Genomic DNA, 26,003 nt, shown 5'->3' with positions numbered 1-26,003 from the left:
CTGAACAACGGACGAGGCACCTCCTTAGGATCGAACCAGCGTTATCCATAATTCCAAGGAGGTACCAAATGGACGTGAAAGACCTCAGTCTCATTGATGTTCGCCAGCTACCCCACTCGCTCCAGGCCCTCATCGACTGCATCGGCCTGGAGAACGCCTACCGCCTGACCCGAGAATACGGCGGCCGCCCCAAGTACATTCCCAAGCACGCCGAACGCACCTCGCTGGCCCTGATCCTGCCCCCCGACGCCCTCAACGCCCTGATCGAACGCTTCGCCGGCCTGGCCCTGGAAATCCCCAAGGCCGACCACTTCTGCCGGCAGATCCGCAACCAGCACATCCAGCTGGAGAGCCTGGGCGGCATCTCCCGCAGCGTGCTGGCGGACAAATACGGCCTGAGCCTGCGGCAGATCGGCAATATCCGTCGCCTGGAAGCCAACACTCACCGGTAATCGATTCCCGCTGAATCGGCCGTCACGGTTTTCTTAAGGTGCAGATGCGCATTTCGCGCAACGAAAAAACAAGGAGCTAGACCATGGCAGATATTGATAAGGGCTTGATCGGCGGCGTGATTGCCGCACTGCCCCTGGACAAGATGATCACCGGTCCGTTGATGGCGATGATTCAGGCGCAAGTCGCCGCGAGCAAAGCCTATGCGGACTTCCTGATGGGTGTGTGCATCAAGGACGGCCAGGCGGTATCGGTGCAGTTCGACTACGACGAAACCCTGGTGGATGAACAGGGCGTCTACAAGGGCACGGTGAAGAAGTCGATGCGCATTCCGCTGCTGGCGGCCATCAGTCACCCCAACATCACCATCGAGGAAGGCTCCATCGAGTTCGAGCTGACCATCAGCCAGATGGCCGAGGACACCAGTTCTACCGACGCTTCCGGCAGCTTCGAGGCGAAGATGGGCTGGGGCCCGTTCAGTGTCACGGTCAAGGGCGCGGCGAGCCACAAATCCACCCAGACCCGCAAGACCGACACCCGCGCGCGCTACGCCATCAACACCAAGATCGTCCGCCAGGACCCACCGGAAGCCCTGATGCGCGTCATCGACTTCCTCACCGACGCGGCCACCAAACCGATCATGTTGCCGGGAGCAAGCGCCAGCAAAGATACCGACAAGCTGTCACGGGATAACGCCTTGCCCAACCCGAGCAGCGCAGCTACTGGCACGAAGGGCAACGCCGGCACTCCGCCGTAACGTTGATCAGTCCCCCCTGCAACAGCCCCGCCGCCAAGGCGGGGCACCTCCCTCACCGAACAAGGAGCGTGATCCATGGCGTTTTTTTCCCGCAGCAAGGAGCCCATGTCGGCCAGCGACCTGAGCCATATCACCCGAGGCATGCACCAGGCCGCCGCGGCCACTCACAACCTGATCGCCCAGCAGTACATCAAGTTGTTCGACCAGTTCTTCGACTACAACGTCAACGACCTGGGTACGCCGATGAAGGCCAAGATGGTCGAGGTGGCGCTCAACGATGACCACATCATCAATGTGCCGCTGATTGCCCTGGTCTCGCCCAAGGGCCTGGCCCTGCACAAGATGACCGTCGACCTGTCGGTGCGCATGCAGGCCACCGAGCTGCAGAAGGCCAGCCACGACCTGGAGAATGGCGAGCTGCAAAGCGAGAAGTTTTTCGTCACCTTCGGCAGCGGCAAGCGTGATGGCCAGGAACGCGACCCGGACGAAGTCCAGATCAGCATGGAGTTTCGCGACTGCCAGCCGCCGGAAGCGATCCAGCGCCTGATCGAAGAGTTCACCAACCTGATCAGCCCGCAACGCATCAATGAAGGCCCGGCCCCGGCAGCCCCCGCCGGCAGTGCGCCTGCCGACCCGGACGTGCTCGCGCCTTGAGCGGCGGCAGATGACCGACCCGATGGCCCATGAGGGCCGGCCCCCCCCTGCGGCCGCCTGCCCTCAGGGCTTGAGATTCACCGAGCGCCAGTCGCTGGCCTCGATCATGCCGAGCATCTTCGGCGCGCCATTGAGGGTATCGGTGGAAACGAACAGGGAGGCGCCGTACCCCAGGGTCGGGGTCGCCAGCTTCAGCTCCTGCTCCAGTTCGTCCATGCATTCGCTGTGGGTCACCAACACCAGGTTGCGGCCGGCCACCTTATGCGCCAGCACGTCGCGCAGCATGCTGCCCTTGCAGTTGTACAGCCAGCCATCGCCACTGCTGACCTTGCTGAACATGTAGCCGGCGGTCTGCGCGGTGCGGGTCATGGGGCTGTTGTAGATGTCGGTGTGCGCAAGGCCCAACTGCTCGAACCGCGCGCCGATGGCCACCGCCACCTCGCGGGCACGATCGGTAATGCCATCGGCCGGCCCCAGGCACAGGGCGCTGGAACGGTCGCAACGCTCCACGTGCCGTACCAGGACAATCATGTCGCCCTTGGCCCAGCTGCTGGTCACCGCCTTGATCCCGGCCACATTGCCGTGAGCCAGGTCGGGCACCGCCGTCGGCTGCAACAGCAGCAGGCCAAGGGGAATCAGCAGAAAGGCCGCCAGCAGCAACACCAGGCGGTTCTTGTAGCGCATCAGGCGGCTCATCGCGAATGAGCGTTTGACCAGCGGAAAAGCAAGTCTTGTGGCCACTGTCCAGCCGCCCCTCTGAGAATGATTCGATGTGTTGAGCCGCTCGCGGCAAGGCTACAGCCTGCTGATGACAATCGAGCGCAGCCGCCTACCGTGGGTATCGACCCAGCGGACTCTAGGGCGGCAAGCGTGGGGCGCGGGTGAAATGAATGTGAAAAAAAGCTCAACGGACCGGCGGCTGATCCCGCAAAATAGCCGCTAAATCCTGAAACATTGTCCTGGCGCAATACCGACGAAATCGTTTCAGCTATGGCACATCCCGCCGATACACCCCCTAGAAAATACCTTGCTGGTCACCAACAACAACAATCTTCCAGCCAACTCAAGATCAAGAAGAGCTACGTTCCTGGAGGAATTCAATGAGTAGTTGGTTTGCCAACATCAGCGTCAACCTTAAGCTGGGCCTGGGTTTCGGCCTGGTCCTGGCCCTCACCACCGTCCTGGCACTGACCGGCTGGACCAGCCTGGGCAGCCTGATCGACCGCAGCAACTGGATGAGCGACATCACCCAGCTCAACAGCGGCCTGACCAAGCTGCGGGTCACCCGCCTGCAATACATGCTGGCCAACGGCGACGAAACCGCCGCCCAGGGCGTGCAGAACACCCTGGACGATTTCAGCGCCCAGCAGAAAAAGCTCCTGGCCTCGTTCCAGAGCCCGGACAACATCCAGCTCCTGCAAGGCCTGGGCGCGACCATCAGCGCCTACCAGGACTCGCTGAACAAGATGCGCAATGCCTACCGTACTGGCGATGCTGCACGCCTGGCGATGAACCAGAACGCCGAACGCGCCAACGACCTGATCAACGGGATCAACGCCTGGGTCAAGCAACTCCCTCTGAGCGACCAGCGTTTCGAGCAGTTCCAGGCCATCACCCAGGCCAAGGAAGCCTTCCAGCTGGCCCGCTATGAAGTGCGCGGCTACGTCACCACCACCAGCAACCCGGACACCGAACAGAAAGCCTTCAACGAGCTCAACGCGTCGATTGCCGAAATGGGTCAGCTCAAGAGCCATTTCAGCAGCACCCAAGGTGCTGCCCTGCAACAGCTGGATACGGCCCTGAACGGCTACCGCAGCTCGCTGCAGGCATTCAAGCTGGCCTACGCCGACGCCGTGCAGGCGCGCAAGGAAATGACCGACCAGGGTGCCGACATCGTCAACCGCAGCGACGCCCTGTACCAGATCCAGCTCGATCGCCGCGATATTGAAAGCGCCCAGGCCCGCAGCCTGCAACTGACCAGCACCCTGCTGGCACTGCTGGTGGGCGTACTGGCGGCCATCATCATCACCCGGCAGATCACCCGCCCGCTGCAGGAAACCCTGGTGGCGGTGGAACGCATCGCTTCCGGCGACCTGACCCAGGACCTGCGCGTCACCCGCCGCGACGAGCTGGGCGTGCTGCAACAGGGCATCGCCCGCATGGGCGTGACCCTGCGCGAGCTGATCGGCGGCATCCGCGACGGCGTGACCCAGATCGCCAGCGCCGCCGAAGAACTGTCGGCCGTGACCGAGGAAACCAGCGCCGGGGTCAACAGCCAGAAGGTCGAGACCGACCAGGTGGCCACCGCCATGCACGAGATGACCGCCACCGTGCAGGAAGTTGCGCGCAACGCCGAAGAAGCCTCCCAGGCCGCGGCCGCCGCCGACGGCGAAGCCCGCCAGGGCGACAAGGTGGTGGCCCAGGCCATCGAGCAGATCGAGCGCCTGGCCAGCGAAGTGGTGCGCTCCACCGACGCCATGACCGTGCTGCAACAGGAAAGCGACAAGATCGGCAGCGTCATGGACGTGATCAAGGCCGTGGCCGAACAGACCAACCTGCTGGCGCTGAACGCCGCCATCGAAGCCGCCCGTGCCGGTGAAGCCGGGCGTGGCTTTGCCGTGGTCGCCGACGAAGTACGAGCCCTGGCCCAGCGCACCCAGAAGTCCACCGAAGAGATCGAGGAACTGGTGGCCGGCCTGCAGAACGGCACCCAGCAAGTGGCCACCGTGATGAACAACAGCCGCAGCCTGACCGACAGCAGCGTCGAGCTGACCCGCAAGGCCGGCGCCTCGCTGGAAAGCATCACCCGCACCGTGTCCAACATCCAGTCGATGAACCAGCAGATCGCCGCCGCCGCCGAACAGCAGAGCGCCGTGGCCGAAGAGATCAGCCGCAGCATCATCAACGTGCGCGACGTGTCCGAACAGACCGCCGCCGCCAGCGATGAAACCGCCGCCTCCAGCGTCGAGCTGGCCCGCCTGGGCGGCCAGTTGCAGATGATGGTCAGCCACTTCCGCGTTTGATTTGCGCCCCGTCGCCGCCCCCCTTGAACCAGGGTGGCGGCCACACGCGGGTTGGTAGACCGGTACTCCAGACAACCGGCGCACGCAAGGTGCCCCGCGCATGGACGCCCTACCTCTGTAGCCGCTGCCGCAGGCTCAGCGGCTGCTTTTTATGAAAGCCGCCAGCATCACTTGCAGATGATGGGGGCGGCGACGTGCGAGCCTGCAAGACCGGGAAGAAGCAAACCCGGTAGACCCGAAGATCTCCCGCACGCTGCCACCATAAATCGAACTGAACAATCAGTAATCCTGAGTGGACGCAGACTAGCCCCGGACAAATGGAAAGTTCAAGCCACTCGGACGGCTGAAATGTAGCGGGAGAATTCTCGCGAAATCGCCCTACAAACCAAAACGAAAATCCGCCATCAGCGCTGGAAGTAATCCAGATGTAGCCGCTGCCGCAGGCTGCGACAAGGCCCGCAGGGCCTTCCGAGCCCCTCAAGGGCGGCGTCCCCTTCGGGGCCGATCGCAGCCTGCGGCAGCGGCTACAAGAAGCGGGGCACGGGCCATTTACAGCCCTTGGGGTTTGCCCTTACCTTTCCCGGTCTTCGTCCTGCTGTCCTAGGGATTAGTCACCAGGAACCCGTACATGCCCAGCCTCGGTTTTACTTCGGTCCCGCCCCTGCTGAAATACCTGCTCTATGCCGAGCAACTGGGTATTGCCACCGAGCCGGCGCTGGCGGCGGCCGGGCTGCAAGCCGCGCAGTTGAACGACACCAGCCTGCGCCTGCCCATGGAGGTCCATGAGCGGTTGCTGGACTATTTCTGCCAGCATTCCGGCGACCCGCTGTTCGGGCTGAATTCGGCGCGGTTCGTCAAACCCAACTCCTGGAATGTGCTGGGCTACATCACCATGAACTGCGCGACCCTCGGCGAAGCCATGGGCCGCATCATGCCGTTCGAAAAGCTGGTGGGGGACATGGGCACCAGCCGCGCCGAAGTCGCTGGCAACCAAGTGCGGCTGATCTGGAGTTGTCGCCATCAGCGCCCGGACATTCGCCGGCACCTGGTGGAAAACGTCCTGGCGTCCTGGCTGTTGTATGCGCGCTGGATCGCCGATTCGCAGTTGTCGCCCAGCGCGGTGTGGTTCGAGCACGCGCTGCCGGAACCCGCCGAGGCGGCGCAGTACGAGGCGCTGTTCGGCTGCCCGGTGCTGTTCCAGCAACCCTGCTCGGCCCTGGTGGCGCCGCTGGAGTACCTGCAAATGCCCCTGCGCCAGGCCGACGCGCGCCTGCTCAAGACCCTGGAGGAACATGCCCAGGCGATGATGGCGTCCCTGGGCGATGCGCCCCTGGCCTTGCAGGTGCACAACGTGCTGCGCCAGTTGCTCAAGGACGGCCTGCCGCGCAAGGAGCAGGTGGCGCAGCACTTGCACCTGTCGGTACGGACCCTGCAGCGCCAGCTGCAACAGGCCGGCACCTCATACCAGCAGATTCTCGACGACCTGCGCCAGGAGCTGGCCGAGCACTACCTGCGCCACAGCGAGCTGTCGATCCAGGGGATTGCCGACTGCCTGGGCTTCACCGAGCCGCGCTCCTTCCACCGCAGCTTCAAGACCCGCACCGGGCTTACTCCGGGGCAGTTCCGCCTGACCGCGCAGAGCCCCGGCAAGGCCTGAGCCCGTTCAGACGCAAATGGCGTTGGTGAACACCAGCCGATTGCCGAACGGATCGCTGATGGTCATGTCCTGGCTGCCCCAGGGCATGGCCTGGATCTGTGGATGGGAGAAACGGTACTGCTTGGCCAGCAATTGCTGCTGGAAGGCTTCCAGCTCGTCGGTCTCGATCCGCAGCGCCGCGCCTGGGGTGCAATCGCCATGATGCTCGGACAGATGCAACACGCATTCGCCACGGGACACCTGCATGTACAGCGGGAAGTTGTCCTCGAAGCGGTGCTGCCAATCGAGGTTGAAACCCAGGAAGTCGAGGTAAAACTCCCGGGCCTTGGCTTCATCGAAGATCCGCAGGATGGGGGTGGTTTTGCCAAAGCTCATTACGCGACTCCCTGACTGAACGATGCCGACTCTACCGAGGGCGATTATCAGCAGTTCGGCGCCACCCGGGGATTCTTTAATGGCACTGAGCCAGCACTGTGATGAAGATCAACAAATCAGCCGGCGGATGCAAACCCCGGACGCAGGTCGCCCTCCCGCGGCAGGAAGCGCCCCTGGCGTTCGCCATTGGCCCGGCCCTCGACGTAGCTGCGCACGCCATTGACCCAAACCCCATCGATGCCCTCTGCCGCGCGCTGCGGGTCCTTGAAATCCGCCACGTCGCGTACCCGCTTCGGGTCGAACAGCACCAGGTCGGCCCAGTGCCCTTCGCGGATCTCGCCGCGCTGGTGCAGGCCAAAACGCGCCGCGGAAAGCCCGGTCATCTTGTGCACCGCGGTGTGCAGCGGGAACAGGCCCAGGTCGCGGCTGAAGTGCCCCAGCACCCGGGGGAAGGCGCCCCACAGCCGGGGATGCGGGAAGGGGTCTTCCGGCAGGCCGTCGGAGCCGATCATCGACAGCGGATGGGCGAGGATGCGCCGCACATCGTTTTCATCCATGCCGTAGTACACCGCCCCCGCCGGTTGCAGGCGCTCGGCGGCGGCCAGCAGGCTGACGCCCCACTCGCGGGCAATTTCGCTCAGGTCCCGCCCGCCCTGTTCCGGATGCGGCGTCGACCAGGTGATGGTGATGCGGTAGGCATCAGTGACCTGCTTGAGGTCCAGGGTCGAGGAGCTGGCGGCATAGGGGTAGCAGTCGCAGCCCACCGGATGCTCCCTTGCGGCGTTTTCCAGGGCCGCCAGCAGTTGCGGGCTGCGCCCCCAGTTGCCGGCGCCGGCGCACTTGAGGTGCGAAACGATCACCGGCGCGCGGGCCGCGCGGCCAATCAGGAAGGCTTCGTCCATGGCTTCCAGCACCGGCTCGAACTCGCTGCGCAAGTGGGTGGTGTACACCGCGCCGAAAGCCGTCAGCTCCTGGGCCAGTTGCAGCACCTCGGCGGTCTCGGCGGAAAACGCGCTGGCGTAGGCCAGCCCGCTGGACAGGCCCAGGGCGCCGTCTTCCAGGCTTTCGCGCAGTTGCTCACGCATGGCCGCAATCTGCTCGGCGCTGGCCGTGCGATACAGGTCCGGCAGGTGATTGCTGCGCAACGCGGTGTGCCCCACCAACGCCGCCACGTTGATCGCCGGGCGCGCGGCCGACACTGCCGCGCGGTAGTCGCGAAAACGCGGGTAGACGAACATCGAGCGCTCGCCCAGCAGGTTCATCGGGTCCGGCGGGTCGCCCTTGAGGCTCACCGGCGCGGCACTGATCCCGCAGTTGCCGACGATCACCGTGGTCACCCCCTGGCTGAGCTTGGGCAACATCTGTGGCTGGCGGATCACCACCGTGTCGTCATGGGTGTGCACGTCGATGAAACCCGGGGCCAGCACGCGCCCGGCGGCGTCGATATCGACCTCGGCAGTGGCCGTGGACAGATCGCCGATACGGGCGATGCGGCCATCGCCAATCGCCAGGTCGGCGGGATAGCCCGGGCGATCGCTGCCGTCGATGATCAAGGCGTTGCGGATCAGCGTGTGGTAGCGCATGTCAGTCTCCCAGGGGCAGGCAATCATCGCCGCCACGGTAATGGTCCAGGGCCAGCTTGATCCGCCGCAGGCGTTCCTGGTTGTCGTCGGGCAGGGCCAGGGCCAGTTCGGTGGCCAGCACGTCGATGGCCAGCAGCATGCCGTAGCGGGCCGCGGTGGGTTTGTAGATGAACGAGGTCTCGGCGCTGTGCAGCGGCAGGAGCACATCCGCCAGTTGCGCCAGGGGCGAGTCGGGCAAGGTAATGGCCAGAATCCCGGCGCCGTAGGTACGGGCCAGGGCCACCGCCTCCAGCAATTCCGGGGTGATGCCGGTCAGCGAACAAGCGATCACCGCGTGCTGCGGCCCCAGGGCGGCGGCGGTGACCCGCATCATCACTGGGTCGTGGCAGGCGGCGATGGGGTAACCCAGGCGCACCAGACGCACCTGCAACTCGTCACTGCACAGGGTCGAACAGCCGCCCATGCCAAAGGCGTGAATCATCCGTGCCCGCCCCAGCAGGCGCGCCGCATCGGTGAACTGCGCCTCCTCGAAACCGGCCAGGTGCTGGTGCAGGGCGGCTTCGATATCGCCAACGATCTGCCGGTAGAACCCCGACTGCTCGGGGGGCCCCGCCGGGTCGAGGAAACGGCTGCCGACCCCGCTGGCCTGGGCCAGCTGCAGGCGCAACTGGCGCAGGTCGCGACAGCCGACGCTGCGGGCAAAGCGCGACAGCGTGGCGGCGCTGACGTCCGCGCGCTGGGCCAGCTGATCGAGGCTGGCGGAGGCGGCAAACCCCACGTCATCGAGCATCAGCCGGGCGATCCGCCCTTCTGCGGCACTGAGCAGATCCAGGCGCGAGCGGATCTGGTAAAGGATGTCCATCTACAAAAACTCCGCGAGTACCAGGGTCAGGCCGAAGGCGATCAACGAGATCAGGGTCTCCAGCACGGTCCAGGTCTTGAAGGTCTGAATGACGGTCATATTGAAGTATTCCTTCACCAGCCAGAAGCCGCCGTCGTTGACGTGGGACAGAATCACCGAGCCGGCGCCGGTGGCGATCACCAGCAACTCCGGGTGCGGGTAGCCCAAGCCGACGGCCACCGGCGCCACCACCCCGGAGGCGGTGGTCAGGGCCACGGTGGCGGAACCGGTGGCGACCCGCATCAGCACCGCGAACAGCCAGCCCATCCACAGCGGCGAGAGCTGGAACTCATGGGCCAGGCCGACGATCTGCTCGGTCACCCCGGAGTCGATGAGGATGCGGTTCAGACCGCCGCCGGCCCCCACCAGCAGGGTGATGCTGGCGGTGGGTGCCAGGCATTCGTTGGTGAACTTGAGGATCGACTCGCGGTTCATGCCCTGGGCCAGCCCCAGGGTCCAGAAACTCACCAGGGTGGCCACCAGCAGGGCAATCACCGAGTTGCCGATAAACAGCAGGAACTGGTTGAGGCCGGTGCCGGGCTCGGCCAGCAGGTTGGCCCAACCACCAATCAGCATCAGCACCACCGGCAACAGGATCGTGGCCATGGTCAGGCGGAAACTCGGCAGGCGCGGGCGCGCTTCCCGGGCGATGAACTGACGTTCCAGCGGGTTCTCGGCCGGCAGCTGGATGTGCGGCACGATGAACCGCGCATACAGCGGCCCGGCGATGATCGCCGTGGGCACGCCGATCAGGATCGCGTACAGCAGGGTCTGCCCCACCGAGGCCTGATAAGCCTGCACCGCCAGCATCGCCCCCGGGTGCGGCGGCACCAGGGCATGCACCACCGACAGCCCGGCGACCATCGGCAGCCCGACCATCAACAGCGACACCCCGACCCGCCGCGCCACGGTAAAGGCAATGGGCACCAGCAGCACGAAGCCCACTTCGAAGAACAGCGGCAGCCCCACCAGAAAGGCGATGCAGACCATGGCCCAGTGAGCGTTGCGCTCGCCGAAACGCTCGATCAAGGTCCGCGCCACCTGCTCGGCGCCGCCCGATTCGGCCATCAGCTTGCCGAGCATGGTGCCCAGGGCGACCACCAGGGCGATATGCCCCAGGGTCTTGCCGACCCCGGCCTCGTAGGCGCCCACCACTCCGGAAGGCGGCATGCCGGCCATCAATGCCAGGCCCACCGACACCAGGGTGATGACGATAAAGGGGTTGAGTCGGTAGCGAGCGATCAACACGATCAGCGCAATGATGGCGACTGCGGCGTAGCCCAGCAGCCAAGAACCCGTTGCGGGAGCCATGGCGTCCTCCTTGAAAACAGCGTCACTTTCGAATGGTTGTGAAATTCATTAATCACTTAAGCAAGTGATTTTCAAACCAGGTGAAACTAATTTTCGTAAAGAGGCAGGCCTTGTCGCGAACAGCTAAGTGAAGGCAGGGCTTATGAAAATCGGCAGTGGCTATTTTCAGCCACTGCCGCGGTCGTCGATCTCAGTCGTGCTGCTCCCGCGCACGCTTCAACAGCTTCTTGCAACGCTCCGACAGGTGCAGCACCCGCAGCTGCTTGCCGGCCTTGGCATAACGTTCGCGCAGGGTCTTCAGCGCGGCGATGGCCGAGTAATCAACGAAGCTCAGGTGGCGACAGTCGATGGTCACCTGCTGCGGGTCGCCCGCCGGGTCGAACTGGTTGAGAAACGGCGTGGTGGAGGCGAAGAACAAGGTGCCATGCAGCTGATAGCGCTTGCTGCCGTCGACCTCCAGGTGAGCGTCGGCGTACAGCTCGCGGGCCTGCTGCCAGGCGAAGTTGAGGGCGGCGATCACGATGCCGCAGAACACCGCCATGGCCAGGTCGGTGAACACCGTGATCACGCTCACCGCGAGGATCACCAGCACATCGTTGAGCGGCACCTTGTTGATCACCCGCAACGAGGCCCAGGCGAAGGTCTGCTGCGACACCACGAACATCACCCCCACCAGCGCCGCCAGGGGAATGCGTTCGATCAACGGCGAGAGGAACAGCACGAACAGCAGGATCAGCCCACCGGCCACCACCCCGGACAAACGCCCACGGCCACCGGAACTGAGGTTGATCACGGTCTGGCCGATCATCGCGCAGCCGCCCATGCCGCCGAACATCCCGGAGACCACATTGGCCGCGCCCAGGGCCACGCATTCGCGGTCCGGGTAGCCGCGGCTCTCGGTGATTTCATCGGTGAGGTTGAGGGTCAGCAGGGTTTCCAGCAGGCCGACCATGGCCATCAGGAACGCATAGGGCGCGATGATGCCCAGGGTTTCCAGGTTCCACGGCACCTGGGGCAGCGCCAGGCTCGGCAGGCCGCCGGCGATGTGGGCCATGTCGCCCAGGGTGCGGGTCGGCAGGCCCAGCAGGTAGACCAGCGCGCCAACCCCGAGGATCGCCACCAGCGCCGGCGGCACCGCCCGGGTCAGGCGTGGCAGCAGGTGAACGATGGCCATGGTCAGCGCCACCAGCCCGATCATCAGGTACAGCGGTTGGCCACTGAGCCAGTGTTCGCCGCTCTTGAAATGTTCCAGCTGGGCCAGGGCGATGACGATCGCCAGGCCGTTGACGAAGCCCAGCATCACCGGGTGCGGCACCATGCGCACCAGCTTGCCCAGACGCAGCAGGCCGAAGGCGACCATCACCAGCCCGCCCAGCAGCACCGTGGCCAGCAGGTACTGCACCCCGTGCTGCACCACCAGGGCGACGATCACCACCGCCATGGAGCCGGCCGCGCCGGAGACCATGCCCGGCCGGCCGCCGAACAGCGCGGTCAGGGTGCAGATGAAGAAGGCGCCATACAGGCCCATCAACGGATTGAGGTGCGCCACCAGGGCGAAGGCGATGCATTCGGGGAGCAAGGCAAAGGAGGTGGTGAGTCCGGCCAGGACATCGGCACGCAGACGTTTTGCTTTCATGGTTGACCTGATCGACGGACCGGCGGACGCGGTCCTGGGGAGAGCGGAAAAAGGGCGGGCAATGGTACGGAATCGAGCCGCCGCCGACCAGCCGGTCGTCGGCGCCTGCACAACGAAGGTAGGAGCTGGCTTGCCAGCGAAGTGGCGCTCGATCGGGCGCCAGGCTGACGGGCCCGTTCGCCGGCAAGCCGGCTCCTACAGCGGTTCAGCGGTTATTTGACGACCTTGCCGACGCCACGACCACGGGGGTCGGAAGCGGTTTCCAGCTGGGTGCCGTTGACCCGGATGGCCTGGATGTCGCCCATCTCCCAGCCCTGGTCCTCCAGGGTGTAGCCCATGCTTTTCAGCTCGTCGGCGACCTTGCCGGTGAGCGGCGCGTAGGCGTCGTAGTAGATCGTGTCCTTGGGCAGCAACTGGTGATGCACGCGCTGCGCCGCCACGGCTTTCTCCAGCGGCAGGTGGTAGTCGTAGAGGTTGTTCAGCACCTGGAAGATCGAGGTGAAGATCCGCGAGCCACCGGGGGTGCCCAGCACCAGGGTGACCTTGCCGTCACGGGTCACCAGGCTCGGGCTCATGGACGACAGCATGCGCTTGCCGGGAGCAATCGCGTTGGCGTCACCGCCGATCACGCCAAAGGCGTTGGCGACGCCAGGCTTGGCGCTGAAGTCGTCCATTTCGTCGTTGAGCAAAAAGCCCGCGCCCTTGACCACCACGCCGCTGCCGTAATCCCAGTTCAGGGTGTAGGTGTTGCTCACCGCGTTGCCCTGGGCATCGACGATGGAGAAGTGGGTGGTCTGGTGCCGCTCAAGCCCGGGACGCACCTTCTCGGTGGCCGAGATGGCATTCGGGTTGACCTCGGCGGCGCGTTTTTTCAGGTACGCCGGGTCGGTCAGCTGCTTGACCGGCACCTCGGAAAACGCCGGGTCGCCCAGGTAGTCGGCGCGGTCGGCGAACACGCGCTTTTCGATTTCCGCCAGCAGGTGGATGTACTTGGCCGAGTTCAACTCGACGCCCTTGAAGTCCGCAGCGCGTTCTTCCTTGATGCTGATCAGCTGCGCCAGGGCGACCCCGCCGGAGCTGGGCGGCGGCGCGGTGTACAGGGTGTTGCCACGGAAGGTCACCTGCAGCGGCTGGCGCCACTGGACCTTGTAGTCCTGCAGGTCCTGCTTGGTGATCAGGCCCTTGTCGGCCTGCATCTGGGCCACCAGCAAATCGGCGGTCTTGCCGCTGTAGAACTCCTTAGCGCCCTGGTCGGCGATGCGTTCCAGGGTCGCGGCCAGCTCCGGCTGACGGAAGGTTTCACCGGGTTTCATGCTACCGAAGTAGTCGCCGAAATTGGTGCTGCCGTTGAACAGCTTCAACGCATCTTCGCGGTACTGGTACTGCTTGTCGGCCACCTTGAAACCGTTTTTCGCGTAGCCCACGGCCGGGGTGATCAGCTCGCTCCACGGCAACTTGCCGAACTTCTGGTGGGCCTCCCACAGGCCCATCACGGTGCCCGGCACCCCGGCGGCGCGGGCGCCCACCAGGCTCAGGTTCTCGATCACCTCGCCCTTTTCATTCAGGTACATGTCCCGGGTCGCGGCCTTGGGCGCGGTTTCCCGGTAGTCGAGGAAGTACGGCTTGCCGTCGATGTACATCGTCATGAAGCCGCCGCCGCCGATGTTGCCGGCCTCGGGGTAGGTCACCGCCAGGGTGAACGCGGTGGCCACCGCGGCGTCCACCGCGTTGCCACCCTTCTTCAGGATCTGCGCTGCGACATCGGCGCCGTACTGGTTGGGCGCCGCCACCGCGCCGCCTTCCAGCGTCACGGCAAAGGCCGAACTGCTGGCGGCGATGGCGGCCGTCAGGGCCAGGGACTTGAACAACAGAATGCGCATAAGGTCCTTCCTTTTCTTGTTATGGAACGGCAAGAACATAGGCCCGGTATCGCATGTCGAGCAATCGCCAATCGCGGTACGTCCGTACCAACTGGGCTCAGCCCGGGAATTCGGGGTTGGCGTAATCGGCCAGCTTGCCCTGGATGAAATCCAGGAAACACTGGATGCGCAGAGCCAGTTGCGAGTTGCGGTAGTACACCGCGTTGATCGGCTGGCGATAGCCGCTGTTGAACGCGGCCAGCAGCGGTTGCAGGCGCCCGGCGCGGATGTCGTCGATGGTCATGAAATGCGACAGGCAGGCAATGCCCTGCCCTTCCAGCGCCAGGTGGCGCAAGGTCTCGCCGCTGGAGGCGCTGATGCCCGGCTGGATCTGCCAGCGGTCGCCGTGCACATGGCGCAACGGCCAGTGGTTGAGGGTTTCGGTCTGGGTAAAACCCAGCAGGGTGTGCCCGGCCAGTTCGGCCACGCTCTGCGGGGTGCCGTGGCGGGCCAGGTAGTCGGGGCTGGCGAGAATGTGCAACGGGCTGCAGCCCAGGGAGCGGGCATGCAGGGTCGAATCCGCCAGCACGCCGATGCGGATGGCGATGTCGGTGCTTTGCTCCAGCAGGTCGATGATCAGGTCGTTGCTGTTGAGCTCCAGCTGGATGTCCGGGTACAGGCGGCGGAACTCGGCCACATGGGGAACGATGGCGTGCAGCATGAAGGGCGACGCGGCGTTGATCCGCAAACGCCCCGACGGGGTGCGCTGGCGCGAGGACAGGCGCTCTTCGAGCTCGTCCATCTGATCGAGAATGTGCTTGGCCTGCTCGAAGAAGTAGCGCCCTTCTTCGGTCAGGTCCATGCGTCGAGTGGTGCGGTTGATCAGCGTGGTGTCGAGCTTGGCCTCCAGGCGCGACAAGCTGCGGCTGACCGCCGAAGGGGTCTGGGCCAATTGCTCGGCAGCGGCGGAAATCGAACCGCACTCGATGACGCACACGAAGACTTGCAACTCGTCGGATCGGGCTTTCACAGGAGTCCTTTATCGGCGCAGGTGGGCCCTGGATAAACCGCAGGCCCGCTTCAAGGCGCTCAATAGTAGCCGGATTCAGCCCCGGAGATTGAACACCGCCTTGAGGTGCTGCGCATAACGCTGCACATCGCCTTCGATGTTCGGGCGCTTCATCACGTCGACACAGAGGAAGGTCGGCAAACCGCTCATGCCGAGGAACTGGTTGGCCTTGTGGAACGGGAAGTAGACCGCGTCCACGCCCTTGGCTTCGAAGAAGTCGGTCGGGTCGTCGAAGGCCTGCTGCGGCGCGTTCCAGGTCAGCGAGAGCATGTACTGCTTGCCCTGGATCAGGCCGCCGCTGCCGTACTTCTGCGAGGCGTCGGAGCGGGTCCGGCCATCGCTGGCGTAGAGGCTGCCGTGGCCTTCGGTGAAGACTTCGTCGATGTACTTCTTGACGATCCACGGCGCGCCCATCCACCAGCCGGGCATCTGGTAGATGATCACGTCGGCCCAGAGAAACTTCGCCACTTCTTCCTGGATGTCATACCCCTCGTCGATATGGGTGACCTTGACCTCCAGGCCACCGCGATCCAGCACCGCCAGGGCGGTGTCGTGCAGGGTGGCGTTGTAGCGGCCATCGGAGTGGGCGAACTGTTTGGCGCCATTGAGCAGCAGTACTTTTTTCATGATCCGGCCTCATCGGGGAACAACCCATCGCGCATTGGCAGCGGCGGGCTGTGAAGGTTGCAAACGATGGCGGCAGGTTAATCAGGCAGGGGCCTGGGAATAAGCCCGGGATGCTCAAAATACATTTGACCAAAACGCACGAATCGACAGCCGATCTTTGCCTTAGGATTCTCAGCACCTTTCCTGTCAATGAGTGCTTTGTGCATGTCCACGCCCCAGGCCTTTATCCTCCACGCCAAGACCCGCGCCGAACGCGCCGACGCCTTCCAGGCGTTCTTCCTGAGCCATGTCGCCGCCAGCCGCGCCGAAGCCGGCTGCATCGAATACCACATGCTGCGGGACCGGGAAGACCCGAGCCTGTTCATCTTCTACGAGGTCTGGGCCTCCCAGGAGGCGCTGGATACCCACTCCGGCCTGCCGCACATGCAGCAGTTTCTCGACGCGCGCCTGGACTACCTGGAGCGCGACTTCGAGATCCGCGCCATCGACATGCTCAGCCCGGCCTCGGCTGGCCGCTGAGCACAAGGCCTAGCCGCTGATCAGCAAGTGCCCGCCCAACAGGGCCAGGCCGACAAAGAACACCCGCTTGAACAGCAAGGCGCTAATGCGCTGGCGCAGCCATTGCCCCAACCACATGCCCAGCAGCGCCGGCGCCAGGGTCAGCACGGACGCCCCCAGCTCGGCGCCGCCCAGGGCGCCGCGCCACAACAGGCCGGCGGCCAGGGCCAGGGTCGAGACGGTGAACGACAGGCCCAGGGCCTGCACCAGTGGGTCCCTGTTCAAGCCCAGGGCCTGTAGATAAGGCACCGCCGGAATCACGAACACCCCAGTGGCCGAAGTGATCACCCCGGTGACCAGCCCGCACAGCGGCGCCAGCCAGCGCTCCCGGGCCGCCGACACCCGCAACGCCGGCAGCAGCAGGCCGCTCAGGGCATACAGCAGCAGCGCCGCGCCCAACCCGCGCACCACCCAATGCCCGCCCTCGATGCCCAGCCACAGGGAACCGGCGGCCGTGCCGACGAAGATCGCCAGCAGCATCGGCCACAGGCGCTTGAGCAGCGCCGGCAGGTGCCCGCCAAAGGCCAGTTGCCAGAGATTGGTCAGGGTCGCCGGAATGATCAGCAAAGCCGCAGCCTGCGCCGGAGCCATAGCCAGCCCCAATAGCCCCATGGCGATGGTGGGCAAGCCGAGGCCGATCACGCCCTTGACCATGCCGGCCAGCAAGAATGTGCCGATGACCAGCAGTGAAAGGGCCATTCCAAGGTGCTGATAAAACGCGAGTGAGCTGTTCATGGGCCAATGCTGCACCCGCAGCGGCATGCTGAAAATCTGCCATATACTGAGCCAGCCTCTTGCCCTGCAATAGGCACATGCAAAAACCCCTTGCTCGCCACCGCCTGCGGCAGACCAAGCTCACCGAGGGATGCTCCATGCACTTCGACCTGATCGACCTGCGGCTGTACCTGAACATTCTGGAGGCCGGCAACATCACCGCCGGCGCCGCTCGCAGCCACTTGTCGCTGGCCGCCGCCAGCGCTCGAATCCGTGCCATGGAAGCCTCGCTGGGCATCGAGTTCCTCGAACGCGGGCGTCGCGGCATCCGCCCGACGGCCGCTGGCAAGGCCCTGGCCCAGCACGCGCGAACGCTGCTGCTGTACGCCGAGCACCTGCAACAGGACCTCGGTGAATACGCCAGGGGGGTCAAGGGCCAGGTGCGCCTGTTGTGCAACACCACCGCCCTCAGCGAGTACCTGCCGGAGCGGCTGGCGGACTTTCTGCACAGCCATCCGCAGGTCGATATCGAACTGCAGGAACTGCCCAGCCAGCGCATCACCCACGCCCTGCGCCAGGGCGCGGCGGACCTGGGAATCGTGTCTGACGCGGTCGACACCCAGGGCCTGATGACCCGGGCATTTCGCGACGACCCACTGGTGCTGGCGATGCCCCCGGGCCACCCCTTGAGCGCCCAGCCGGCCCCCAGCTTCAGCGACAGCCTGGCCCACGACTATGTCGGCCTGGCCAGCCACAGCGCCCTGGCGGTGTACCTGGAGGAACAGGCCCTGCACCTGGGCCGGCGCATGCCATTGCGCATCCGCGCCGAGGGTTTCGACGCGCTGCTGCGCATGGTCGCCCGTGGCGCCGGGCTGGCGCTGGTGCCCCTGGCCGCCCTGCAGCGCAACCCGCATCTGCAACTGCACAGCCGCCCACTGGACGAGGCCTGGGCACGGCGCCGGCTGCTGCTGTGCGCCCGTGACTTCGAGGCCCTGCCGCTGTACGCACAGGGCTTGTGTCGCGCGCTGCTGGAACCTTGACTCTCCCCTTAGGGGCAGACTTTAGCCTTGGGGTTTATTCCTCAAGGACCACGGCAATGAGCAAACGCATCCTGGTGATTCTCGGCCACCCATCACGCCACAGCCTGTGCGCGGCATTGAGCGAGCGCTACGTGAAGGCGGCGCAGGAGGCCGGGCATGAGGTGCGCCAGCTCAGTCTCGGCGACCTGCACTTCGACCCGGTGCTGCGTGAAGGCTACCGGCTGATCCAGCCCCTGGAAGACGACCTGCGCCAAGCCCAGGCCGACATCCTCTGGGCCGAGCACCTGACCTGGGTCTTCCCCATCTGGTGGGGCGGGATTCCGGCGTTGATGAAAGGTTTTCTCGACCGTGTGCTGCTGCCGGGCTTCGCCTTCAAGTACCGCCCCGGCAAGGCCTTTCCCGAGCAACTGCTCAAGGGCCGCACCGCCCACCTGATGGTGACCATGGACACCCCGCCCTGGTATTTCCGCTGGTTCTACCGCATGCCCGGTTTGCAGCAGATGCGCCGCACCACCCTGGCTTTCTGCGGCATCAAGCCGTTGCGCACCCTGACCTTTGGCCCGGTGCTGGACGCCAGCGAAGAACGCAAGGCCGATTGGCTGATGCAGGCGCAGTACCTTGCCAGGCAGTGAAAGCGCCGGATAATGCGCAACGCCGTCCACCGCCGGACGGCCCGGTACTGGAAAAGGAGCCTTCATGTACATCGGCCAAGCCGCGCAACTGTCCGGAACCACGGTCAAGAGCATCCGCCATTACGAAGCCATCGGCCTGTTGCCCGAAGCCCCGCGCCAGGGTCGCTACCGCCTGTATGACGCGCAGAGCGTCGAGCAACTGATGTTCATCAAGTGCGCGCAGCAGTTGGGTTTCAAGCTCAAGGAGCTGCAGCAGGTGTTCGCCACGCACCAGGGCCAGGCCTTTCCCTGGGACCGCGCGCAGGCCGCCCTGGCGCAAAAGAGGCGCGAGCTGCAACAGCAGATCGATGACTTGCAGGAGTTGCAGGGCCGGCTCGATATCTTCGAGACCAGCCTGCAACAGGCCCGCCAGGAGTGCCCCCTGGGCAGCCTCTAGGGCGCCCCGGGAGGCGTGGCCTCAGACCTCGGACAACCCGGCGACCGTCCTCGGCTTACGGAAGCACAGGTAGTAGACCAGGGTCAGCAACAGCAGGAACGGCACCCCGAACACCAGGGTCATCTTGAACGCCTCGGTGAAGAAGGTGGTGATCATCACCGCCCCCATCAGCACCAGCCCCAGCAGGGTGCTGTAGGGAAACAGGCGCATGCGGAACGACAGCTGCTGCTCGCCGTGGCGCTGGTGATAGCGGCGGAAGCAGTAGTGGGTGAGGAAGATCATGAACCAGGTGAAGATCGCGCCGAACATCGAGATCGCCATCATCAGGGTGAATGAGCTTTCCGGGTACAGCACGTTGACCAGGGTCGCCAGGGCGATGCCGGAGCTGGACAGCAGCAAGGCATTGAGCGGAATCCCGTTCTTGCTCAAGGCTCCCATGGACTTGGGCGCGTAACCGGCGCGGGACAGGCTGAACATCATCCGCGTGGTGATGTAGAGCTGGCTGTTCATCGCCGACAGCGCAGCGATCAGGATCACGAAGTTCATCACCCCGGTGGCCCCGGGAATACCGATGGTCTGCATCACCGTGACGAACGGGCTCTGGGCCTTGCCGGCCTGGACCCAGGGCACGATGGCCAGCATCAGCGCCAGGGTCAGCAGGTAGAACACCACCAGGCGCACGATGGTCGCGCGAAAGGCCTGCTTCACCGCGCGCTGCGGGTCCTTGGCCTCCCCCGCCGCCACCGCGATCATCTCCACGCTCAGGTAGCTGAAGATCGACACGATCACCGCGATCCACATGCCCTCGAAACCGTTGGGGAAGAAGCCGCCGTGGGCACTGTAGTTGTGCAGCCCGTAGTCGGGGTTGCCGGAACCGAACACCACGTACACCGCGAGGATGATGAAGCCGACGATGGCGGCGATCTTGATGGTGGAGAACCAGTATTCGAAGTTGCCGAAGGTCTTCACGCTGATGCCGTTGAGCACGATCAGCACGCTGGAGAAGGAGATGATCCACACCCATTCCGGAACGTTGGCAAACCAGTACTTCATGTACATGGCGATGGCCGTGACTTCGGCGCCCACCGCCAGGACGATGGCCGCCCAGTAGGCGTAGCGCACCAGGAAACCGGCCAGCGGGCTGACGTAGAACTCGGCGTAGGCGCCGAAGGAGCCGGAGGTGGAATGGGCCACGGTCATTTCCGCCAGGCAGCCCATCAGGATCAGGGTGATCAAGGCCCCGATGGCGTAGCTCAGCAGCACGCTGGGGCCGGCATAACCGATGGCATAGGCGCTGCCCATGAACAGGCCGGTGCCGATGGCCCCGCCGATGGCGATCATGCTCATCTGGCCGGCGGTCAGCTGGCGCCTGAGGCCGTGCTCGCGATTGGAAATCGCTTCGAAACCCTTGTTGGAGGTGGTCACTTTGAGTGCCTCTTTATTGTTGTGTGCACGTATGAATCGATGTGACGGCCCGTCCTTGTGCCGCTTGCCTGGTCGCCGCGGGCGGCGGCGACCAGGAGGTGAGGCGCGTCTCAGGTCACGCTGTGACGCACCTGGAACTGCGCCTGGGCCCAGGTTTTCTGATCGAGGATTTCACCGAGGATCTGCACCGCATCCCAGACTTCGCTGAAGCGGGTGTAGAGCGGGGTGAAACCGAAACGCATGATCCGCGGTTCGCGGTAGTCGCCGATCACGCCGCGGGCGATCAGGGCCTGGATCACCGCGTAGCCTTCGGGGTGCTCGAAGCTCACGTGGCTGCCGCGCTTGGCGTGGTCACGCGGGGTCACCAGCTCCAGGTCGTGGCCGGCGCAGCGCTGCTCCACCAGTTCGATGAACAGGTCGGTCAGGGCCAGGGACTTGCGCCGCAGGCTCTGCATGTCGGTCTGCTCGAAGACCTCCAGGCCGCATTCGACCATGGCCAGGGAGGTGATCGGCTGGGTGCCGCACAGGTAGCGCGCGATACCGCTGGCGGGTTCGTACCGGGTGGCCATGTCGAACTGCCGGGCATGGCCGAACCAGCCGGACAACGGCTGGGTCACCAGGTTGCACAGGGCCGGTGCGACCCAGGCGAAGGCTTGCGAACCCGGGCCGCCATTGAGGTATTTGTAGGTGCAGCCGATGGCGTAGTCGGCGCCGCTGCGGTTCAGCTCCACCGGCACCGCGCCGGCCGAGTGGGCCAGGTCCCAGAGGCTCAGGGCGCCGGCTTCGTGGATCAGCCCGGTGACGGCCTGCATGTCGTGCATGTAGCCGGTCTTGTAGTTGACGTGGGTGAGCATCACCACCGCCACGTCCTGGTCGATTGCCGCCGGCAGTTGTTCCGGGCTGTCCACCAGGCGCAGGGAATAGCCCTGCTCAAGCATCTGGGTCAGGCCCTCGGCGATGTACAGGTCGGTGGGAAAGTTGCTGCTCTCGGAAACGATCACCCGCCGCTCGGGGGCGCGTTCGGCCTGCACCCGCAAGGCCGCGCTGAGCACCTTGAACAGGTTGATGGACGTGGTGTCGGTGATCACCACTTCGCCACTGCCGGCGCCGATCAGCGAGGCCAGGCGGTCACCCAGGCGCTGCGGCAGGTCACGCCAGCCGGCGCTGTTCCAGCTGCGGATCAGGCCGTCGCCCCACTCCTGCTCGATCACTTGCCGGGCCCGCTCCAGGGACGCCACGGGGCGGGCACCCAGGGAGTTGCCATCGAGGTAGATCACCCCCTCGGGCAAGGCGAACTGTTGGCGCAGCGGCGCCAGGGGGTCCTGTTCATCGAGACGCAGGCAGTGGTTTTTATCGATCATTGGCAGTCCTGTCTTGGTCAAGGTCATGCCCGCCTGGAACAGGCCGGGCACGGGGTCTGGACGACCCGCAAACTCAGGAAATAATGGACGAAGCCCGCTAGAATTTTCGTGCAAAGTGCAGCGCGTTACCGTACTACTCTCGAATAAAATTCTAATCCTCCCACAAAAAACGCGGATTTATGCCAGCCATGACCCTCGACTCCACCGACCTGCGCATCCTCTACTTCCTGCAACAGGACGGGCGTATCAGCAACCAGGAACTGGCGGAGAAAGTGGCCCTTTCGCCCTCGGCCTGCCTGCGTCGCCTGCGCATGCTCGAAGGCGACGGGATCATCAGCGGCTACCGTGCCCAGCTCAATGCCGAGCGCCTGGGCATCGAGCTGGAAGCCATCGTCCATCTGTCCCTGCGCCAGGACGTGGAAGGCTGGCACGAGACGTTCATCGGCAAGGTCCAGCAGTGGCCGGAAGTGGTCGCCGCCTACGTGATCACCGGCGCCAGCAACTACGTGCTGCGGGTGCAGGCGCGCAACCTCAAGCACTTCTCGGATTTCATCGTCAATCACCTGAACCGCGCTTCGGGCGTCACCGACATCCGCTCGGAAATCGTCCTGCAGAAGATCAAGGAACAGAACAGCCTGCTGGACCTGGTGCTGCGCAAGTAAGCCGGCCTAGATACCCGTCTAGAAACCTGCCTAGAAACCTGCCGGGCGGCGCGCCGGGTGACGCTGGGCGGTGACGCTCGGCGCCTCGTCGAACAGCTTGCGGTACTCCGCGGAAAACCGCCCCAGGTGAGTGAAGCCCCAGCCCAGGGCTATCTCCGAGATGTTGCGCGCCGCGCCGTGTTCGAGAATTTCCTGGCGCACGCCATTGAGCCGATAGCGCTTGAGATAGGCCATGGGCGACAGGGCGAAATACTTGCGAAAGGCCTCGAACAGCTTGAAGCGCGAAACCCCGGCCGCGGCCTCCAGGTCTTCGAGGTGCACGGTCTCGCGGGCATGCTCGTGCAGGTGCTGGCGGGCACGCACCAGGTAATGCGGCAGCTTGACCCCGAGCATCGCCTGCAGCTCAGTGGAGTAGTTGTTGGGCTGGGCCAGGATCAGGCCCTTGATCAATGAGCTTTCGATTTCCCGGGTAAAGGCCAGCTGTTCATAGAGCTCGTTGCCCTGGGCCAGTTCGCCGATGAAGTGCTGCGCCATGCGCCACCAGGCCGCGGCGGCGCCGTGCAGCGCATCCATGGCGGGCTCGAAGCGCAGCGGCAGCTCCACCGGGCGTTGCAGCAGGGCCTCCAGGGCCTCGCTCATGGCCGGCCGGGAAATCACCACCTGCAACTTGCGGCAGTCACCGGAAATGGCCAGCACCTGGCTTTCATTGGGCGCAATGATCACCCCCTGGCCACTGTCCGAACGCAACAGGCGCCCGTCCTTGCTCAGTTCCTGCTCGCCGCACAGCGGCAGGCTCAGGCTGTAGCTGCTGAAGCGCTCGGTGTCCTCGATATCCACCACCACATCGGTGCCGTACTCGATGATGCCCAGGGTCGTGGAGCGCGACCTGAGCACGTTGGCACTGTGGTGGAAACGGATGCGTTCGGGGTTCGCGGTTTCCAGGCGGTGCGGCCCACAGATGCCGGCCATCCAGCTCCTGGCCCCTTCGAGGTCATAGCGATCGATACGGATCTCGCGAAACAGCCCATCAGCCTTGCTATTCATCACGGCGCACCCACGGCAATTTTTATTCAGCGCGCTCTGACGGCGCGTCTTGTGTGACAGGGCAAGTTTTGCGCCAGTCGGCAACGCTGCCAACCCAGTGGATAGCATTCGCCCACTAAGTGGATAAACCGGCTCTCTTGTCCTCTGCGGCAGGACTCACAGTAGCCGATCAGCGCCCCGCGAGGCAGCCGTCGATCGCTTACCCGGACGATGATGGGTAGAGGCTACCCAGGCAATTTTGTGGATGGCCTTGGCCGACTAAGCGGATAGCCACCTGTGCCCCGCACTCTCTCTAATGACGGCACCCGATTGGCCCGAATAAAAAAGGTACCGACTCATGAGTGGTGCAAGAAGCGTCGAGCAGTGGCAAGACTTCATCCACAGCTGCCTGGATTTTCGCCCCGTGGACGGGGTGTTCCGGATCGCCCGGGAGATGTTCACCGAACCCGAGTTGTTCGACCTGGAGATGGAACTGATCTTCGAGAAGAACTGGATCTACGCCTGTCACGAAAGCGAACTGCCCAACAACCACGACTTCATCACGATGCGCGCCGGGCGCCAGCCGATGATCATCACCCGCGACGGCGAGGGCCGGCTCAATGCCCTGATCAACGCCTGCCAGCACCGCGGCACCACCCTGACCCGGGTCGGCAAGGGCAACCAGTCGACCTTCACCTGCCCGTTCCATGCCTGGTGCTACAAGAGCGACGGGCGCCTGGTGAAGGTCAAGGCCCCGGGCGAATACGACGAGGGTTTCGACAAGGCCACCCGCGGCCTGAAGAAGGCCCGCATCGACAGCTACAAGGGGTTTGTCTTCATCAGCCTGGACGTGAGCGCCGACAACAGCCTGGAAGACTTCCTCGGCGATGCGCGGATCTTCTTCGACATGATGGTCGCCCAGTCCCCCAACGGTGAGCTGGAAGTGCTGCCGGGCAAGTCCGCCTACACCTACGACGGCAACTGGAAGCTGCAGAACGAGAACGGCCTGGACGGTTATCACGTCAGCACCGTGCACTACAACTACGTGGCCACGGTGCAGCACCGCCAGCAGGTCAACCGCGACAACGGCGCCGGCAACAGCGCCACCCTGGACTACAGCAAGCTCGGCGCCGGCGACGCCAGCACCGACGACGGCTGGTTCGCCTTCAACAACGGCCACAGCGTGCTGTTCAGCGAGATGCCCAACCCGGCGGTGCGCTCCGGCTACGCCAGCATCATGCCGCGCCTGGTGGCCGAACACGGCCAGGCCAAGGCCGAGTGGATGATGCACCGCCTGCGCAACCTGAACATCTACCCCAGCCTGTTCTTCCTCGACCAGATCAGCTCGCAGCTGCGGATCATCCGCCCCATCGCCTGGAACAAGACCGAGATCATCAGCCAGTGCATCGGGGTCAAGGGCGAGAGCGACGCCGACCGGGAAAACCGCATCCGCCAGTTCGAGGATTTCTTCAACGTCTCGGGCATGGGCACGCCGGACGACCTGGTGGAATTCCGCGAGGCCCAGCGCGGCTTCCAGGGGCGCCTGGAACGCTGGAGCGATGTCTCGCGCGGCCATCACCGCTGGGCCACCGGCCCCACCGCCAACAGCGAGAACCTGGGCATCCAGCCGGCCATGACCGGCACCGAGATCACCCATGAAGGGCTGTACGTCAACCAGCACCGCAACTGGCAGAAATTCCTCCTCGACGGCCTGCAGCGCCAGCCCCTGAAACTGCGTGAGGTATGAACATGAATGCGCAACTGCAGTACCAGATCGAGCAATTCTTCTATCGCAAGTCCGAGCTGTGCGACGCCCAGGACTGGGACGCCTACCTGCAACTGTTTGCCGTGGACAGCGAGTTCCACCTGCCGCAGTGGGACTCGGAACACGTCTACACCCAGGACCCGAAACGCGAGATGTCGCTGATCTACTACGCCAACCGTTCGGGGCTGGAAGACCGGGTGTTCCGCCTGCGCACCGGCAAGGCGGCATCGACCATTCCCATGCCGCGCACCCTGCACCTGGTCAGCAACCTGCGCATCGCCGAGGGCGACAACGGGCTGCTGCACGTGCGCCTGAACTGGCACACGCTGTTCTACCGCCTGGCCACCTCCGAGGAGTTCTACGGTCACGCCACCTACGACCTCAAGCCCCATGGCGACAGCTGGCTGATCCAGCGCAAGCACGTGCTGCTGCTCAACGACACGATCAACTCGGTGCTCGATTTCTACCACCTCTGACCCACGGAA

Annotated in this window: 24 protein-coding genes and 2 pseudogenes; 13 read left to right on the top strand and 13 right to left on the bottom strand. The window is 64.6% G+C overall.

The features are described 5' to 3' along the window. Nucleotides 1–68: 68 nt before the first annotated feature. From LXM55_RS30565 to LXM55_RS30555, 3 genes are all read left to right on the top strand, one after another. Nucleotides 69–452, top strand: coding sequence for a hypothetical protein (locus LXM55_RS30565; protein ID WP_016965010.1), 384 nt, complete (start codon nucleotides 69–71; stop codon nucleotides 450–452). Nucleotides 453–535: 83 nt separating this feature from the next. After that, the gene (locus LXM55_RS30560) at nucleotides 536–1,207 is read left to right on the top strand and encodes a DUF2589 domain-containing protein (RefSeq protein WP_233323836.1); all 672 of its coding nucleotides are present in this window, start codon (nucleotides 536–538) and stop codon (nucleotides 1,205–1,207) included. Nucleotides 1,208–1,282: 75 nt separating this feature from the next. Next, complete coding sequence (locus LXM55_RS30555; RefSeq protein ID WP_233323835.1) at nucleotides 1,283–1,861, top strand: DUF2589 domain-containing protein; 579 nt, start codon at nucleotides 1,283–1,285, stop codon at nucleotides 1,859–1,861. 63 nt (nucleotides 1,862–1,924) lie between these two features. Here the strand turns inward: LXM55_RS30555 and LXM55_RS30550 are convergent, their stop codons facing one another. After that, nucleotides 1,925–2,545, bottom strand: a complete 621-nt coding sequence (locus LXM55_RS30550) for a histidine phosphatase family protein (protein ID WP_233323834.1) — start codon at nucleotides 2,543–2,545, stop codon at nucleotides 1,925–1,927. 416 nt (nucleotides 2,546–2,961) lie between these two features. Between LXM55_RS30550 and LXM55_RS32865 the strand changes: the two are divergent. From LXM55_RS32865 to gliR, 3 genes and pseudogenes are all read left to right on the top strand, one after another. Further along, nucleotides 2,962–3,978: pseudogene (locus LXM55_RS32865) on the top strand (methyl-accepting chemotaxis protein); the annotation flags it as partial. A 42-nt stretch (nucleotides 3,979–4,020) separates the two neighbouring features. Beyond that, the gene (locus LXM55_RS32860; RefSeq protein WP_371920251.1) at nucleotides 4,021–4,884 is read left to right on the top strand and encodes a methyl-accepting chemotaxis protein; all 864 of its coding nucleotides are present in this window, start codon (nucleotides 4,021–4,023) and stop codon (nucleotides 4,882–4,884) included. Between the two features lie 628 nt (nucleotides 4,885–5,512). After that, entirely contained in the window at nucleotides 5,513–6,541 is a 1,029-nt protein-coding gene (gliR, locus tag LXM55_RS30540; protein WP_233323832.1) for an AraC family transcriptional regulator GliR, read from the top strand. 6 nt (nucleotides 6,542–6,547) lie between these two features. Here the strand turns inward: gliR and LXM55_RS30535 are convergent, their stop codons facing one another. From LXM55_RS30535 to LXM55_RS30500, 8 genes are all read right to left on the bottom strand, one after another. Further along, a complete protein-coding gene (locus LXM55_RS30535; RefSeq protein WP_233323831.1) occupies nucleotides 6,548–6,916 on the bottom strand; it encodes a glyoxalase superfamily protein in 369 nt (122 codons plus the stop codon). Between the two features lie 116 nt (nucleotides 6,917–7,032). Next, nucleotides 7,033–8,499: an N-acyl-D-amino-acid deacylase family protein gene (locus LXM55_RS30530; RefSeq protein ID WP_233323830.1), complete on the bottom strand. Its 1,467-nt coding sequence runs from the start codon at nucleotides 8,497–8,499 to the stop codon at nucleotides 7,033–7,035. A gap of 1 nt (nucleotide 8,500) precedes the next feature. After that, nucleotides 8,501–9,361, bottom strand: coding sequence for a MurR/RpiR family transcriptional regulator (locus tag LXM55_RS30525; protein ID WP_233323829.1), 861 nt, complete (start codon nucleotides 9,359–9,361; stop codon nucleotides 8,501–8,503). Then, entirely contained in the window at nucleotides 9,362–10,711 is a 1,350-nt protein-coding gene (locus LXM55_RS30520; RefSeq protein ID WP_233323828.1) for a GntT/GntP/DsdX family permease, read from the bottom strand. Between the two features lie 190 nt (nucleotides 10,712–10,901). Beyond that, nucleotides 10,902–12,347, bottom strand: coding sequence for a SulP family inorganic anion transporter (locus LXM55_RS30515; RefSeq protein ID WP_233323827.1), 1,446 nt, complete (start codon nucleotides 12,345–12,347; stop codon nucleotides 10,902–10,904). 212 nt (nucleotides 12,348–12,559) lie between these two features. After that, on the bottom strand, nucleotides 12,560–14,227 hold the full coding sequence (ggt, locus tag LXM55_RS30510) for a gamma-glutamyltransferase (RefSeq protein WP_233323826.1): 1,668 nt from the start codon (nucleotides 14,225–14,227) through the stop codon (nucleotides 12,560–12,562). Between the two features lie 97 nt (nucleotides 14,228–14,324). Then, nucleotides 14,325–15,236: a LysR substrate-binding domain-containing protein gene (locus tag LXM55_RS30505; protein WP_233323825.1), complete on the bottom strand. Its 912-nt coding sequence runs from the start codon at nucleotides 15,234–15,236 to the stop codon at nucleotides 14,325–14,327. A gap of 75 nt (nucleotides 15,237–15,311) precedes the next feature. Beyond that, nucleotides 15,312–15,902: an NAD(P)H-dependent oxidoreductase gene (locus LXM55_RS30500; RefSeq protein WP_233323824.1), complete on the bottom strand. Its 591-nt coding sequence runs from the start codon at nucleotides 15,900–15,902 to the stop codon at nucleotides 15,312–15,314. Nucleotides 15,903–16,106: 204 nt separating this feature from the next. Here LXM55_RS30500 and LXM55_RS30495 point away from each other — a divergent pair, with 204 nt between their 5' ends. Beyond that, on the top strand, nucleotides 16,107–16,421 hold the full coding sequence (locus tag LXM55_RS30495; protein WP_233323823.1) for a putative quinol monooxygenase: 315 nt from the start codon (nucleotides 16,107–16,109) through the stop codon (nucleotides 16,419–16,421). Between the two features lie 9 nt (nucleotides 16,422–16,430). On the opposite strand, the gene LXM55_RS30490 is transcribed toward LXM55_RS30495, so the two are convergent. Further along, nucleotides 16,431–17,195 (bottom strand): sulfite exporter TauE/SafE family protein, encoded by a 765-nt coding sequence (locus LXM55_RS30490; protein ID WP_233323822.1) that lies wholly within the window; start codon nucleotides 17,193–17,195, stop codon nucleotides 16,431–16,433. Nucleotides 17,196–17,332: 137 nt separating this feature from the next. On the opposite strand from LXM55_RS30490, the gene LXM55_RS30485 reads away from it, so the two are divergent. The 3 genes from LXM55_RS30485 (at nucleotide 17,333) to LXM55_RS30475 (ending at nucleotide 19,282) form a co-directional block, all read left to right on the top strand. Then, a complete protein-coding gene (locus LXM55_RS30485; RefSeq protein WP_233323851.1) occupies nucleotides 17,333–18,214 on the top strand; it encodes a LysR substrate-binding domain-containing protein in 882 nt (293 codons plus the stop codon). Nucleotides 18,215–18,270: 56 nt separating this feature from the next. Next, nucleotides 18,271–18,846: an NAD(P)H-dependent oxidoreductase gene (locus LXM55_RS30480; RefSeq protein WP_233323821.1), complete on the top strand. Its 576-nt coding sequence runs from the start codon at nucleotides 18,271–18,273 to the stop codon at nucleotides 18,844–18,846. A 64-nt stretch (nucleotides 18,847–18,910) separates the two neighbouring features. Continuing rightward, nucleotides 18,911–19,282 carry a MerR family transcriptional regulator gene (locus LXM55_RS30475; protein ID WP_233323820.1) on the top strand — a complete coding sequence of 124 codons (372 nt, stop codon included), beginning with the start codon at nucleotides 18,911–18,913 and terminating at the stop codon, nucleotides 19,280–19,282. On the opposite strand, the pseudogene LXM55_RS30470 reads toward LXM55_RS30475, so the two are convergent. Beyond that, nucleotides 19,279–20,707, bottom strand: a pseudogene (locus tag LXM55_RS30470) (amino acid permease). The gene LXM55_RS30475 and the pseudogene LXM55_RS30470 overlap by 4 nt on opposite strands. 110 nt (nucleotides 20,708–20,817) lie before the next feature. Then, nucleotides 20,818–22,068: a kynureninase gene (kynU, locus tag LXM55_RS30465; RefSeq protein WP_233323819.1), complete on the bottom strand. Its 1,251-nt coding sequence runs from the start codon at nucleotides 22,066–22,068 to the stop codon at nucleotides 20,818–20,820. A gap of 188 nt (nucleotides 22,069–22,256) precedes the next feature. Here kynU and LXM55_RS30460 point away from each other — a divergent pair, with 188 nt between their 5' ends. Beyond that, nucleotides 22,257–22,730, top strand: coding sequence for an Lrp/AsnC family transcriptional regulator (locus tag LXM55_RS30460; RefSeq protein ID WP_233323850.1), 474 nt, complete (start codon nucleotides 22,257–22,259; stop codon nucleotides 22,728–22,730). Nucleotides 22,731–22,760: 30 nt separating this feature from the next. Here the strand turns inward: LXM55_RS30460 and LXM55_RS30455 are convergent, their stop codons facing one another. Then, complete coding sequence (locus LXM55_RS30455) at nucleotides 22,761–23,774, bottom strand: AraC family transcriptional regulator (RefSeq protein WP_233323818.1); 1,014 nt, start codon at nucleotides 23,772–23,774, stop codon at nucleotides 22,761–22,763. Nucleotides 23,775–24,111: 337 nt separating this feature from the next. On the opposite strand from LXM55_RS30455, the gene antA reads away from it, so the two are divergent. After that, nucleotides 24,112–25,500 carry an anthranilate 1,2-dioxygenase large subunit gene (gene antA, locus LXM55_RS30450; protein WP_233323817.1) on the top strand — a complete coding sequence of 463 codons (1,389 nt, stop codon included), beginning with the start codon at nucleotides 24,112–24,114 and terminating at the stop codon, nucleotides 25,498–25,500. A 2-nt stretch (nucleotides 25,501–25,502) separates the two neighbouring features. Further along, on the top strand, nucleotides 25,503–25,994 hold the full coding sequence (antB, locus tag LXM55_RS30445) for an anthranilate 1,2-dioxygenase small subunit (RefSeq protein WP_233323816.1): 492 nt from the start codon (nucleotides 25,503–25,505) through the stop codon (nucleotides 25,992–25,994). Nucleotides 25,995–26,003 lie beyond the last annotated feature (9 nt).

The organism is Pseudomonas sp. Au-Pse12, assembly GCF_021341665.1.
In the GTDB taxonomy this organism is placed as follows: domain Bacteria; phylum Pseudomonadota; class Gammaproteobacteria; order Pseudomonadales; family Pseudomonadaceae; genus Aquipseudomonas.
Note: the sequence above shows the minus strand (reverse complement) of the source record. Positions and strands in the feature narration are given on the sequence as shown.